At 55.7% G+C, this 13,444-nt stretch carries 11 protein-coding genes; 9 read left to right on the top strand and 2 right to left on the bottom strand.

What is annotated here, in order from left to right:
* Positions 1-6: 6 nt before the first annotated feature.
* Positions 7-2,313: a Tex family protein gene (locus AC2FH8_RS19850; protein WP_496690556.1), complete on the bottom strand. Its 2,307-nt coding sequence runs from the start codon at positions 2,311-2,313 to the stop codon at positions 7-9.
* 64 nt (positions 2,314-2,377) lie between these two features.
* On the bottom strand, positions 2,378-3,400 hold the full coding sequence (locus tag AC2FH8_RS19845; RefSeq protein WP_271952485.1) for an Ldh family oxidoreductase: 1,023 nt from the start codon (positions 3,398-3,400) through the stop codon (positions 2,378-2,380).
* A 382-nt stretch (positions 3,401-3,782) separates the two neighbouring features.
* On the opposite strand from AC2FH8_RS19845, the gene AC2FH8_RS19840 reads away from it, so the two are divergent.
* The 9 genes from AC2FH8_RS19840 (at position 3,783) to AC2FH8_RS19800 (ending at position 13,271) form a co-directional block, all read left to right on the top strand.
* Positions 3,783-4,403 carry a helix-turn-helix transcriptional regulator gene (locus AC2FH8_RS19840; protein ID WP_282027158.1) on the top strand — a complete coding sequence of 207 codons (621 nt, stop codon included), beginning with the start codon at positions 3,783-3,785 and terminating at the stop codon, positions 4,401-4,403.
* Between the two features lie 210 nt (positions 4,404-4,613).
* Complete coding sequence (locus AC2FH8_RS19835; protein ID WP_142640307.1) at positions 4,614-5,240, top strand: hypothetical protein; 627 nt, start codon at positions 4,614-4,616, stop codon at positions 5,238-5,240.
* A 73-nt stretch (positions 5,241-5,313) separates the two neighbouring features.
* Positions 5,314-5,913 (top strand): hypothetical protein, encoded by a 600-nt coding sequence (locus tag AC2FH8_RS19830; protein WP_271952480.1) that lies wholly within the window; start codon positions 5,314-5,316, stop codon positions 5,911-5,913.
* Positions 5,914-5,936: 23 nt separating this feature from the next.
* Positions 5,937-6,530, top strand: coding sequence for a hypothetical protein (locus AC2FH8_RS19825; protein ID WP_281973906.1), 594 nt, complete (start codon positions 5,937-5,939; stop codon positions 6,528-6,530).
* A 36-nt stretch (positions 6,531-6,566) separates the two neighbouring features.
* The gene (locus AC2FH8_RS19820) at positions 6,567-7,874 is read left to right on the top strand and encodes a hypothetical protein (RefSeq protein WP_496690555.1); all 1,308 of its coding nucleotides are present in this window, start codon (positions 6,567-6,569) and stop codon (positions 7,872-7,874) included.
* Between the two features lie 41 nt (positions 7,875-7,915).
* Positions 7,916-8,596 (top strand): hypothetical protein, encoded by a 681-nt coding sequence (locus AC2FH8_RS19815; RefSeq protein ID WP_496690554.1) that lies wholly within the window; start codon positions 7,916-7,918, stop codon positions 8,594-8,596.
* 5 nt (positions 8,597-8,601) lie between these two features.
* Positions 8,602-11,898: a hypothetical protein gene (locus AC2FH8_RS19810; RefSeq protein ID WP_496690553.1), complete on the top strand. Its 3,297-nt coding sequence runs from the start codon at positions 8,602-8,604 to the stop codon at positions 11,896-11,898.
* Positions 11,895-12,533 carry a tail fiber protein gene (locus tag AC2FH8_RS19805; RefSeq protein ID WP_282027156.1) on the top strand — a complete coding sequence of 213 codons (639 nt, stop codon included), beginning with the start codon at positions 11,895-11,897 and terminating at the stop codon, positions 12,531-12,533. The genes AC2FH8_RS19810 and AC2FH8_RS19805 overlap by 4 nt, the downstream gene beginning before the upstream one ends.
* A 21-nt stretch (positions 12,534-12,554) precedes the next feature.
* Positions 12,555-13,271, top strand: coding sequence for a glycoside hydrolase family 25 protein (locus AC2FH8_RS19800; RefSeq protein ID WP_271952468.1), 717 nt, complete (start codon positions 12,555-12,557; stop codon positions 13,269-13,271).
* Positions 13,272-13,444: the final 173 nt, after the last annotated feature.

Raw genomic sequence — 13,444 nt, 5'->3', positions numbered from 1 at the left:
AGCAGATTATTGTTTCTTGAACGCAGATTTCAGCGCATCTGCAAGTGCCCCCTGCTGCGCATTATTGCCGTTTTTTGCGCGTTGTGTTTCTTTTTGTTTTGTATGGCTTTGCCGCGATTGGTCGCTGCTTTGAACGCGCTTTTGCCGGGTTTCAATGCCACCATCCTTGCGCATCGTCAGACCGATGCGTTTTCGCGGCGCATCCACCTCGACGACCCGTACCTTAACTACCTGGCCGGTTTTGACGACATCATGGGGATCTTTGACAAACCGATCTGCCAGTTGGCTGATATGCACCAACCCGTCCTGATGAACACCGATATCAACAAAAGCGCCGAATGCCGCGACATTGGTTACTGTGCCCTCCAGGGTCATTCCAGGTTTCAAATCACTGATCTCTTCCACGCCATCAGCGAACGAGGCTGTTTTGAAATCTGGCCGGGGATCACGACCGGGTTTTTCAAGCTCGGAGAATATGTCCTGAACCGTGGGCAGGCCAAAACTGTCGTTAACAAACTGTTCGGCGCGCAGGCCGTTCAGGGCCCCTTCATTCCCCATGATTTGCCGAATGTCCCGCCCACATGCGGCAACAACGCGCCGGGCCACGGAATAAGCTTCGGGGTGGACCGAGGACGCATCAAGGGGCTCGGCCCCATCGCGTATCCGCAGAAAGCCTGCGCATTGTTCGAATGCGCGGGGGCCAAGGCGCGCAACCTTCAGTAGCTCTGCACGAGATTGAAAGGCACCATTCATGTCGCGGTGCAACACGATGGATTCTGCCAGCCCCGGGCCTAACCCGGACACATGCGACAGCAATGGGGCAGAAGCAGTATTCAGATCAACCCCAACGGCGTTCACAACGTCTTCGATGACAGATGCCAGTGATTGCGAAAGCTTAAATTGATCGACATCGTGCTGATATTGCCCGACCCCAATGGATTTTGGTTCGATCTTCACCAGCTCGGCCAGAGGGTCTTGCAAGCGACGGGCGATTGAAACCGCTCCGCGAAGGGAAACGTCCAGATCCGGGAACTCTCGGGCGGCCAGTTCGGATGCGGAATAGACTGACGCTCCGGCTTCCGAGACGACAACTTTGGTGGGGGTTTTGACAGTCTTGGGCAAATCCTTGAGCGTATCACCAACCAGCTTTTCGGTTTCGCGGCTGGCTGTTCCGTTGCCGATTGCAACAAGCTCAATGCCGTGTTGGGCGATCAGGCGCAGGATTGTGGCCTGCGCGCCTCGAAGGTCATTCTTGGGTTGGAATGGATAAATAGTTTCAGTTGCAACCACTTTGCCAGTTGCATCGACAACCGCTGCTTTGACACCTGTTCGTATTCCAGGGTCCAGCCCCAAGGTTGGGCGGGCGCCAGCTGGCGCAGAGAAAAGTAAATCTTTGAGATTGCGAGAGAAAACAGAAATCGCCTCGTCCTGGGCACGGCTGCGGAGGTCGGCCATCAGGTCAACCATCATCGTCAGCGAGAGCTTTACCCTCCAGGTCCAACCGGCCACCTTGCGTAACCAAGTATCGGCAGTTGAATCCGTGCGGGTTAGCAGATGTGATGCGACGATCGCTTCCGCCCGAGCAGCGCCGGTCTCGGGGTCCGGCGCGATGTCCAATGTCACGATGCCCTCTTTTGACGCGCGAAGCATCGCCAAAGCCCGATGAGACGGCGTTTTGGCCCACAGCTCGGAATGGTCGAAATAGTCGCTGAATTTCGCGCCATCCTGTTGTTTGCCATCAATCACCTTTGAGGTCAGCAGCGCCTCGCGCTGCATGAAGCTGCGCAGTTCGCCTAACAGGGTGGCGTTTTCGGTTAGTCGTTCGGTGACAATGTCGCGGGCACCGTTCAGGGCATCCTTGCTGGTCGGAACAGCCTCGGACAGGTAGGATTGGGCAAGGGTATCGGGATCGACAGACCGGTCTGCAAGAATTGCGTCAGCCAGAGGTTCCAACCCGTTCTCGCGTGCGATCATTGCCTTGGTGCGCCGCTTGGGTTTGTAGGGAAGGTAGATGTCTTCCAACTGTGCTTTGGTGCCAGCCAGCGCAATGGATTTTGCAAGATCATCTGTCAGCTTGCCTTGATCCTTGATCGAATTCAGGATGGTTGTGCGCCGGGCGTCCAATTCGCGCAGATAGGTCAGGCGTTCTGACAGGGTGCGCAGTTGGGTATCGTCCAAACCGCCTGTCGCTTCTTTGCGGTAGCGCGCAACAAAGGGCACAGTCGCGCCTTCGTCCAGCAATTTTACTGCGGCCCCTACCTGATCGGGTCGGGCGTTGATCTCGGTGGCGATGGTGCGGGCGATGCGGTCCAATGGGGCCTCCTGACAGTCGTTCGGAGAGACTTCTTAGCCAGCTGCTTTGCTGAGGGGAAGGGGGCTAAATCTGTTGGGCCAACTCTTGCAGATCGTCATAGAGGGTTTTGGCAATCTCTACATATCCGCGTTCCGTGTTACGGGCCCGGGCGGCAAACCGGCGTTGTGATGGTAGGCGCGCGCCCTGATCGGTGATGTCAGCGAACAGGCGTTCTGCCCTTGCATCGTTCGGGTCTATTCGGCCACCGCTGAAATGCCCCGGATCGAAGGCCAGAAGGATTTCACCATGATAGGGGGCGCCGCCTGAGTTGCCGGCAAACTCCATGCTTTCCAGGCTGGTCAGGTCGTCGATCAGCGGACCGGCCAAGAGTTCGATCATGATGGACAGGGCCGAACCCTTGTAGCTGCCGAAGGTCAACATCGCACCCTCCATCGCAGCCTGCGGGTCGTTGGTTGGGTTGCCGTCCTTATCGATTGCTACGCCATCGGGTAGGGGCTTGCCTGCGCGGCGATAGAGTTCGATTTCGCCACGGGCAAAGGCGCTTGTTGCGAAGTCAAAGGTGAAGGGATCCTTGCCCTGTCGCGGCCAGCTGAATGCCAGCGGGTTGGTGCCCAACGAACCGCGGGTGCCGCCGGCTGGGGCAACCCAGGAATGGCTTGGTACCATCGCCATCGCCGCAAGGCCGGCAGCAGATAGCCGCTCCACTTCGGGCCAGAGCGCAGAGAAATGAAAACAGCGATTGATGGCCATGGCTGCAATACCAAGGGTTCGGGTTTTCTCGATCAGAATTGGAAGTGCCTCATGAAATGCCAGCAGGGACATACCTCCGCGAGCATCGACCCGAACGATGGCGTTATCCGATTGGGTAATGGCTGGCGCGACATTTCCGTCAATCTTGCCTGCCTTCATGGTGTCATTGCACATGAACAGTCGGAACAGGCCGTGCGACTGGCAATCATCAATTTGACAGGTGACCAGCATATCCGCGATGGCCGCTGCATGGTCCGGCCCGTATCCGGATCCGGACAGAATGGTCAGGCTTAGGTTTCGTATCTCATCCAGTGTCAGCTTGACCGCTTCGCTCATCTGCCATGTCTCCCATTGCGTTGGCAGAAGAAGGCATAGCTTGGTCTGGCTGGCAAGGAGAACCCTTTGCAATTTGCCACTCATTTATGGTTAATGCCGTATTGGATTGGTCTAATAATGCAATATGTGAATAAGTTAACAGAAGTTCCCAGACCTTTTGTACTCAATCGAAAGTTGTGGTGGCGGCTCAGCGACTCAAGTTGATTTTTCAGATCAGCAGAGGTCGCACTCTGCGTGGCGCCCTACAAAATTTTCAGAAGTTTTTTGGATGGGGAATTTTATGCATAGTCCTTATGATCGTGACCGAGTGATCTGCTTGGAGTTTACACCGCGCCTTTTGTCCGAATTTCGCAGCATAGTTGAAAGGTCTATGGGATACCGCGTGTCGAACGATGCAGAAAGCACAGGCATTTCTCGCCATGAAAAAGCAATCGTTGTACGTCAGTGCCTGAAGCGTTTTGTGCCGGCCAATGCCCCAAAACCTGCCGGGTCGCATAAGCGCCAGCACAGTTTTGCACTGATCAACCTGGGTTTGTCGACGGCGCGTGCCGAAGTATATTCGCAAGGATACAGCGACTATATTGCCTATCCATTTGTCACCAGCGAAATCCAGCACAGATTCAGTGCGGCGCGAGCATTGATGAAACAGAATGTCTCTGCCGAGTACTTTTCAAAAGATACGTTGGTCAATGCTGCTTGTAATTTCCTTTCTACCGAGCCCGAATTTACAGGCGGCATTGACGCCTTGGCGCAAGTGGTCGGGTCAAACCGGAACACCTTGTCCAAGCGGTTCAAGGAAGAGTTCGGCGTTGGCCCCATGGCTTGGTTTCGGCGCTACAGGTTGAACTATGCAGCGGCCCTGGTTCTTGAGGGGCAGCACAGCATTCAGGACATCGCCTTCAAGGTTGGCTACGAGGATGCGAATAACTTTTCGACCGCGTTCAAACGGGAATTCGACGTCTCGCCGTCAGAGTATCGGCGCTATCGCAATTCGATGAACTAAGCATCACCCAAAACACGTCCTGGATGAGCATGCTCCTGCGCGCGCGAGGCTGGCCAAAGTGTGCACCGGTTACCGCGGGCAGGGGTCTAACAGTGCAAAGATCAAAGGAAATGATGATTCCTGCAAAGATCGAATTACAGAGTTCTCAGCTAGCATTGATTCACGATTTCGTCGTTCTCGACAAGAACCGCTAATGGAAGGAATCTGAAATTGGTTACCGAAAATATTCAACTCAGATTGGTCAATCACTCGGATGATGCCAATAATTCATCGATCGTTATTTTCCAGCAAAACGTGGCCGAAGATTTCGGCGAACTCGCTATCGCGTGGAAAGTCATCAAAAACCTGGGGCGTCTGGATTATCACCCCTTCAAATACCCGCTGAAGTTTCAGGTTTCGGCCTCGGACAGCTATGGGAACTATACGCCGCAGATGACGGCCTATGACGGTCAGGCCTACGAAATGGTCAAAGACACCAGCGGGGATATCTTGCGCTTGGCCAAGACCCCGGCAACGTCGCCGAATGAGGTCGAGCTGCGCAACAACCTGACCATGGGATCGATCAACGCGAATATCTATCGCGAAGGCAAACTTCTGGCCGCCAAGACCAACCTTGCACCGGGGCAGAAGGGCGTCTTTCAGTTCCACCCGACCATCTATATCGGCGTGGTGTCGCAGATCGAAGAGGGCCAGGTCATGGACTCGGCGATCATCAGTCAGATCAACACCGAGATCAATCTGTTCGGCATCCAAAGCGCTGATATCGTGATGTCGGGCGGCGGGCCTGGCAAAAACTCTACCCCCTTTGATTTCCAGCTGGCAAACATCAATGCGTAAACGCGCCCTGCGGCGGATTACTAGCCGCAGGATGCACACCGCTTGACGGAGCTATGGAAAGAGGAGGTGTGTCATGACCAAAACTGCCGACACAACAATCGCCCTAAAACGCAAACGGTCTGAGGGCGACGAAGACAGCGATCAGAAGGCTGCCGCTGATACCCCGACGCCGGTAAAGCCCGCGAATCCCAAAAAGCCGGATTCGAAACCCAAGGATGACGCGGACAAGAAAGACAGTTTGAAGCCCATCAAACAGGTTTGGCAATCTGGCGATTTCCATAAGACCGGGCGCAACAAGCCCCCCTATAACGGGCTTCAGATTTCGGTCCAGTACAAGGTGGACGATGCCGGGAAATTTGAGGACGTAACCGTCACCTTCACTGACTACACATATTCTAAGGACGGGGTTTCATCCAAAATTCAGGCTCTTGCGGTCAGTGATGGCTGGGTTGAAGTTCCCAAACCGGCCAAACCCAAGTCCAGCAGTGATACCAAAGCGTCAACGTCCAAGGGCGATAAGGGAAAAACAGATTTCACAGTGGTCGGCCACGTCAAAATCAGTGGCGAGCCGGATGGAAAGTTCTTGAGGTTGCGTCTGAAATCCGGCCTGGAGCCGGGGTTTCAACAGCTTGGTTTTATCATGAGGCTGTCGCCGCCGCCGTCGAGTTCATAACACAGATTCGTCAGGGTGGCGCGATGACAACCCAACTCGTATTTGAGAACCGATCATTAAACCCCAATGTGCGCAGGGTTGGCCTGTTCTGGGACTGTTTGGATCACGACCAGCACATCAGGCCATTAACCTGGCAGGTTGTTCTGCAATGCCCGTATCGCTGGTACCGAAGCTTTCAGATTGATCTGACCCTGTCGGTCAGGTTCGTCACCTGCGAGGGCAATATCTCGCCCGATGTTCTGGTGGATCGCAAAGTTGTCTGTGGCGAGGCAACGATCGAACCCCGGCGCAAAGGCGACGGGATTGACCTGACCATCACGGTTCCAAAAGGGCATCGGTTGCACAAGGTGCAGGTCGTGCGCTGCGGCTTTCCCCTGACCGAAACCCGCCTGCCTTTGCAGGGAGAATGCGTGCTCCGGGCTCCGGACCGGCTGAACTTTGCGGCCGATATGACAACGCGGCAGGGTTTTCGGATCGACCGCCGGGAAATAGGTCCGGGTGTGGCCAGTTTTGATCTGCACCAGGTCCAGGCAATGCGCGTCGCCATGTATGGCGGCACGCCGGGTCCGAATTCCGATCCGATCAATTTTGTTGGTTACGACATTCAATATTCATGACGCCCCAAGCGGGCGAAACTTTGGAGGAGTGAATTGATGGCTTACAGACGTACATCCGGAATCCTGACCAACGGCGGTGCTGATCCCAAGCTTGAAGCGGACTATATCGTTGCCGCCGCCATCGTAGGTCATTCGATCGAACAGATCCGAGCCAATGTCGATGTGCAGTTTTCAATGGAACCTTCTGACGAGATGCCCAGGTCCGACAAATGGTCCCGCGAATGGGATCAGCTTCAGCAAGCCGCCCAGAAAATCGGACAGCTGGCCGCTTTGGAAATCGACATGCAGGGTCATTCTGTTAGGGCAGGGACGGCCGTCGATCATAAAACCGGCGCTGTGATCGTTGGGGTTTATGGCTTGGCCGGGCATGAGCCTCCGACCGAGGGCGATATCCGCCACCCCGAACACCACCTCAGTGACAAGGGGCAGGTGCTATATGATGAGATCAAGCAAAGGGATCGCGACCCCGCTTATCAGTATATCGGGCTGGGGGCCTATACCGGGTTTGTCGATAACGGAAATGTCGAAGGCGACACCGATCCGGTCGGTCCGATGCCAAGCGCGCGGTTCCATATCCCTGATCTGGATGCGGGCGATCATGACGACAATATTTTCGAGGGATGGTACCCTCGGTGGTTGCCGCCCGAGGATTCTGCCCTGTGGAACCCGCGCGTTCGTCGCGATACCCATGACCATGACTGCGTTGGTTGGGGCATCATTGGCGGCGATCTGGCGCAGGATGCTCCGAAGGAAGGGGAACCCGATCACGGGGCGACAAACCGGTCGGACCAGATCACCAATATTATGCGCTTTGATCAGGGTATGAATTTCGTCGATGAAAGCGGGGACGAAGGCGTTAAGGGCTATACCCACGGTATGATCCAGGCGATCTACAAGGCCTATCATCTGGGCCCGCATTGCACGCCTTATGAAATTACGGTTGGTGACTGTACCACCAAGCTGGCCTCGTGTTTTGGCTGTACGATGTTCATGACCGCCAATGGCTATCCGCCCACCTCGACCCATCTGGGGCGCGCCGAAAGCTGGGTGCCACTTTACGAGCCGTACAAGCCGTCGACCTCACCTAAAACCGAGCGGATCGTGATCAACGACCTGAACGCCAGCTTTGCTGCCTATTGCGACAAGGTTCTGCGTACTGGGATGCGCGCGCTGAGCGTCGACAATATCGCGGATGCCTATGACCACTGCCCGGCTGCGCTGGAGCATGTTCTGGGCGGGCATTATTCTGCGGATAACCGGGTTGCGGTCTCTCTGTTTCTGGATGCTCTGACTGTTCATGACCGCGAGCTGAGCCGCGTCCGTCGCGTATTGGGTTTGGACTAAGTCACCAACAGCCCGAATTAACATATCGGAGGAGAAGACACATGGCCTTTCAGGTTTTTGCACTCGTACATACCCGCTCTGGTCGGTTTCTGATGTTTCGTCGACCTATCTTGACCTTTTTCCAACGCGGAAATGGGGGTCAAATTTTCCCCGAAGGTCAGAAACTGCAGGGCGGCGGGCGCTATGCTCTGCCATACGCTCAGGTTGATCCTGAAATCGCGATTGAGCTTTGGGAGGATGATAATTTCATTGCCGAAGCCGGCCAGCAAATTCTGATTGATTGTTGCGGTGCGCTGATCGAATTTCTTCCCCCAGAAGCGGCAGACAAGGGGCCTGTGTCAATCGAGGGCGAGCATGAGATATTGCTCGCCCCGGCGACCGAAGTCGTGACCCGTTTCGACGAAGATGGCACGCGTACCGCGGTTTATTTCGCCGAAGTGTCCGACGCGGATCTGGACCGAATTCGCGACTATATGGTTGAGGTGTTGGCCGAGGCTCGCGCCGCGATGTTGGCCGTGATTCAGGACAACCTGTATGAATACACCGAGATCGAGGCATTCTTTCCGCACGCGCCTTTTGACAATATCCATACCGGTGTTGATGTCTGGCAACTGGATATCGAGCGTCTGGAAATCAGTGGCCTGAAATCCAGCAAGCTGACTAAGGGTTCACTGCAGGCGATCAGCGAGCTTGAGGTCGTGTTGGCGGTGGAAGACGCTTAACGGGCATGACCAGCCAGGACCCCAAACTCATTTGGATGGATGCGCCGTTCGAGGATCTGCGTAACCAGTTGGTGGCCAATTTCGAAACCCATCCGCATGGTGCCGATCCCCCGGAATTCGTGACCGTCCAGTTCTTTTTCACCAAGACACCGGGCAAGGCCGTGCGCGGCCCTGTTCTGAGGTACAAGGAAAGAACGCCGCTGAATGTGCTGTTCGAAACCGGTGAGCGGTTGACCGGTACCCTGACCTGGCAAAGCGGATTGAGTACGCCGTTGTCTCAGCAGGTCCTTGGGGCTTTGGCTCTGCAAGAACCCGAGACCGGTCGTGTCTGGCGCTTTCAGGGTTTTATGTCTGAATTTGGCAAGCCAAGCCATATTCCATCGCCCGATTCCGGAGCAGGGGGCGGGGCCGATGATGGTGGGAACTCTGGCACCGGGCAAAACGGTTCAGGTGGACATGACGGGCATGACCCAGATCAGCCAAGCCACACTCACGGCGGTGATGGTAATAATCCATTTAGCGATGACCCGGATTCTGACGGGCTGAGCCCGGTCACTCAGGGCGCTAACCTGCGCTGGGATGAGCTGTTCCCCTTCATCTATATGAAACATTGGCCGTCGATAGCGCCGGGCGCGCTGGATGCGGGTTTCATGGAGGTTCCGCAAAAGATCCTGGCGAACAGCGTGTTCCTGCAAAGCCTTGTTTCAAAATCCGGGGACAGGTCAGGGCAGGAGGCATTGGCAGTTACTTACGTGGATCCAAGCTCGAACACCGACAATACACCAGGTGGGGATAGTTCGCCCCATCCGGCATCGGATGCGGGGCAATCCGGCAAGGCTCAGCCTGCGGCCGAACCGGGCAAACCCAAAGGGTTCATCTCCTCGATTGAATCGCTTGGCCCGCCATTCAGTTCATATCCTGAATTGTGGCCGGCTCTGCGAGAGCTGCCTGATTTTTCGCTGGCCCAGATCACAGATCTGATCAAGGCCCGTCTGGGCGGATGGGCCGCATTCAAGGTTCTAGCAAATGCACCGGATGCGCAAAAGGAACTGGCCCGCATCTGGGAAAGCATCGTTGCGCTGAACCTTTTGGCTGGCTGGCAAAAAGACGAACTTGCAGTTCTGATTCAGGTGTTGACTACCCATCACGTTCTGACCCGCGCGCTGGCTGCAACCGAAGGAGGGCAGGCCAGTTTGATGACCGATCCGGTCACAGGACAACAGATCAAAGCTTGGATGCATGCGACGCTGGTTTTGCCTGGCTCCATATTCGAGCCGAAAAAACCTGCGCCGGTTCCAGTAAAGGATACAGATCATCAGATCCCTCTGAAATTGACAAAGCCCGGCTGGGTGCGCGCCTATTCATACGGGCTTGCCCGTTCGATCCGGTATCAGCCGCTTGGGTATGAATTGGGCGACGTGCAGCGTATCGAAAATGTCCTGCGCGGTGAAATGCGCGAGACGCGAAACCGGAGATTGCAGCGCCGCGAAAGCCATGAGGCACATTCCGATGTGACCACCAAAATTGTCCGGCGGGACGAGGATACCTCGGTTTCGGACCTGATCAATCAGGTGCAAAAGACGTTGGCCGACCATGTCTCGACCACGCATGTCAACTCTTACGACACCCAGTACGGAATGCCGACAGATGGCAATAAGATGAGTGTTACTGGGAATTGGTGGGTGCAAGAGCAGCCAGCCGGAGGCTTCGCGAAAAACGACCTGAAATTTGCCCGCGACATCGTCGAGAAAACGGTGCGAAACCTGTCACGCGAAATGCGCCATACGCGCGAGTTATCCGAAGTTGAAGAAACCGAATACTCGGATGTGACGCGCTTTGACAATCGGCGGAACGGCACGGATATCCGCGGCATCTATCGTTGGGTGAACAGAAGCTTTCGCTTGCGCACGAAAAGTCTGGGCGAGGTTTTGATTTTTGAGATCATGGTCCCCAGCCCGGGTGAGAATCTTGTCCGGCATATTCGCCGGTCCTGGCAGCTTGATCTGCGCCCACCGAAATCTCCAGGCGAGTTTGGGATAAGCGGATTTCAGGATTTGACCGATGAGACTGGCAAGACAGACGATGGCAAGATCTTTTATCTCGATGCGTTTCAGGAATTTGGCGTGGAAGAGACCCGAATGGCCCCGCCATCCCAGCTTGTGGTCAGCCAAACGGTGCAAAGCCACACGCCAGTGGCCGAAGGCGCCGTCCTGATCCCCAGAGGCTTTGTGCCCATCAAAGCAACAGCAACGGTGATGAGTGTCGGAACCCCCGCAGAAACCCATGTCATCGTGGGGTCGGTCGCCCTGCAACCTCAGCAAGCAGGGGGCAAATCCGCCCCGCCCGGTTCAAACGGCCATGCGGACAAGTCACCGCAGCCACTGCGCCTGCCTGTCAGCCAAGCCTCGGGCGCGCAGGTGCTGAGTGCCCAGCTGGATAAAGGGTTCGGAACCGGAACCTCTCCGGCGGATGAAGGCCATCCGCTTGGGTTCACCATTCTGTGCAGCCTCAAGCAAACCGCAGCCACACAATCGTCCGAGCCCAACTCTCCGCCGGATATGCCGGTTCCCGATCCTGCACCAATGCATCTGCAATCCGAATTGACCGGTTTCTTTGCGGCAACTCTTGAAGTGATGTGCCAACGGACGGCGCAGACTTATTCCGATTGGCAATTCGAAACCTATAGGCTGATCAAGGAAGCGTATGCGCGGCAGCTAGAGGGATACCGTCGCAAACTGGAACAACAGGTGGCTGCGATTGAGGCTCAGAACCCTGCGTTCCTGAACAAGGCGGTGACGACGGAAATCCTGTCCGCGGCCCAGGAGCAAATCTTGACCCTCAGCGGGTCCGAGAAGGATGCCGTGGCCCCGGATTATGCCAAGCCGCGTATCCGGCACTATTTGCAACAAACGGTCGGGTGGTCCGACATCGCCACATTCATGGATATCGAGGACGAAGTCAGTGATCTGACAGGCGACCCCGCGGATCTTGCCCTGCGCGAGACCGTACCCGACATGCGGTTCCGGGATTTTCTGCGCGCTGACCGTGTGCGCATTCTGGCGCCGGTCGACAGAAAGCACGCGCGCAGTTTCCTGTATTTCCTGCGCACCGGCCGGATCTGGCCGGATGCAGACCATCTTGCCCCTTGCTTGCCCGAAGACGCCGAAATTGTGGCCCGGATTAAATCGGAACATACACAAGACGATGAAGGCAATGCGCAATCCTGGACGGTTCAGGTGCCCACGCATATGTGCATGCTGAGTGCGGATGGTGATCTGCCAGGTCAGACGGATTCAGAATGAGACCGCCAGGCTTTCCGACCCCGCCCCGACCAAACGCCCCCGGCGGACCGCTTGAACCACAACAAGGCTGGGGTCCGTCTCCGGGCCGGGTATTGGGAATGCCGGTTGGCGCGGTGATCGCTTTTTCCGGGGAGCTTCTGGGACAATCCAAAAAGCTGGCGGGCGGGACCACTGATCTGCAACATTATGGCTGGAAGGTTTGCGACGGCTCACCTCTGTTGATTTCCGCTTATCCGGAATTGTTTGCCGCCATCGGATATCTGTTTGGTAAAGGCAAGGACGGAGAGTTTCGACTGCCTGATTACCAGGGCTATTTTCTGCGCGGCGTCGACCCCGGCGGGAAAGTCGATAAGGATCAGGACCAGAGGTATCGAACCGACAAAAAGAACCAGAAATATGACAGCGTAGGGTCGCTGCAACTGTCTGCGCTCCAGCAACACCAACATGTGCTGGAACAAAGCGACAGCACGGTATCAAACGGAGTGTTAGGCCCGGAACCGGTTATCGCCCCCACACCCCAATCCAATTCGGGCAACGTCGTTAAAGGGTCGGCCCTGACCAGCGAGACCGAGACCCGCGCAATCAACATCTCGGTCTATTGGCTTATCAAATGTCGGTTGGATGCGGTGTTATGACAGATAGAAAAGGCCGATCTGATGGCATGTAGGCTGGGCAAAATTGTAAGGTCGTTTCGCAAACCATCAGGACAGATTCTCAAGGCGGCGCCAGATAAGGCGCAGGCAAAAGGAATAGATGTCAGTGATCATCAGCGGGATATCAACTGGCCGCAAGTCGCAGCCTCGGGTGTTTCTTTTGCGCTGATAAAGGCGACCGAAAGCGTCAGCATCAAGGATGCCTATTTTCAGCCAAATGTACTGGGCGCGAATGAGGTGGGTATCCTGTGCGGCGCCTATCACCTGCTTCACGTCAGCCACCCGGCCAAGCCACAGGTCACGAATTTTGTCGATGCAGTGCAGGCTGTTCTTTCGAAAGGCCCGGTTGGAAAATCCGGCCTTCTGCACCTGCCATTTACACTCGATCTTGAAGGCGTCCCGACGGCACAGGGGGCCGCCTATCGAAGCCTCGCGCTGGAATGGCTTACCAGCGTTCAGAGGGCTTTCGGAACGGTGCCGATGGTATATGCCAATCTGAACACCTGGGAGACTGAGCTGACTTCGGGTTTCGGGAACTACCCGGTCTGGCTGGCAGAATACGCAGCCAGACCCGCACCGGATGCTCCGCAATGGGAGTTTTGGCAGCACTCTACGAACGAGCGAGTGTCCGGTATTGCCCCAGAGGTTGATTTGGACGTGTATTGCGGATCGGTTCAGCAACTGAAGGCGCAGTACGGGGTGCAAAGCCGAAACTTATAATTGTCACAGTTCGATTCACCAAAATGATCAGTTGCTAACTTGGGCAAACCCAAAAAACGGTAGTGCAACTCCGCAAAGAATTTGAGTGATCCCGTAGAGCAGCCTCATCTGACTGGTTCAATTTGATTGTTAGTGCATCATTGGCCTGTGATCCATTGAGATGATGGTTTCGG

The organism is Ruegeria sp. CDSC025 (assembly GCF_059610805.1).
The sequence above is the reverse complement of the archived record's forward strand: the minus strand, read 5'-3'. Positions and strand labels throughout refer to the sequence as shown.

Bases quoted from the DNA above. Each gene is read 5' to 3' on its own strand.
- AC2FH8_RS19810 (WP_496690553.1), top strand. From the start codon at position 8,602: ATGACCAGCCAGGACCCCAAACTCATTTGGATGGATGCGCCGTTCGAG.
- AC2FH8_RS19820 (WP_496690555.1), top strand. From the start codon at position 6,567: ATGGCTTACAGACGTACATCCGGAATCCTGACCAACGGCGGTGCTGAT.
- AC2FH8_RS19815 (WP_496690554.1), top strand. From the start codon at position 7,916: ATGGCCTTTCAGGTTTTTGCACTCGTACATACCCGCTCTGGTCGGTTT.
- AC2FH8_RS19800 (WP_271952468.1), top strand. From the start codon at position 12,555: ATGGCATGTAGGCTGGGCAAAATTGTAAGGTCGTTTCGCAAACCATCA.
- AC2FH8_RS19805 (WP_282027156.1), top strand. From the start codon at position 11,895: ATGAGACCGCCAGGCTTTCCGACCCCGCCCCGACCAAACGCCCCCGGC.
- AC2FH8_RS19845 (WP_271952485.1), bottom strand. From the start codon at position 3,400: ATGAGCGAAGCGGTCAAGCTGACACTGGATGAGATACGAAACCTAAGC.
- AC2FH8_RS19825 (WP_281973906.1), top strand. From the start codon at position 5,937: ATGACAACCCAACTCGTATTTGAGAACCGATCATTAAACCCCAATGTG.
- AC2FH8_RS19830 (WP_271952480.1), top strand. From the start codon at position 5,314: ATGACCAAAACTGCCGACACAACAATCGCCCTAAAACGCAAACGGTCT.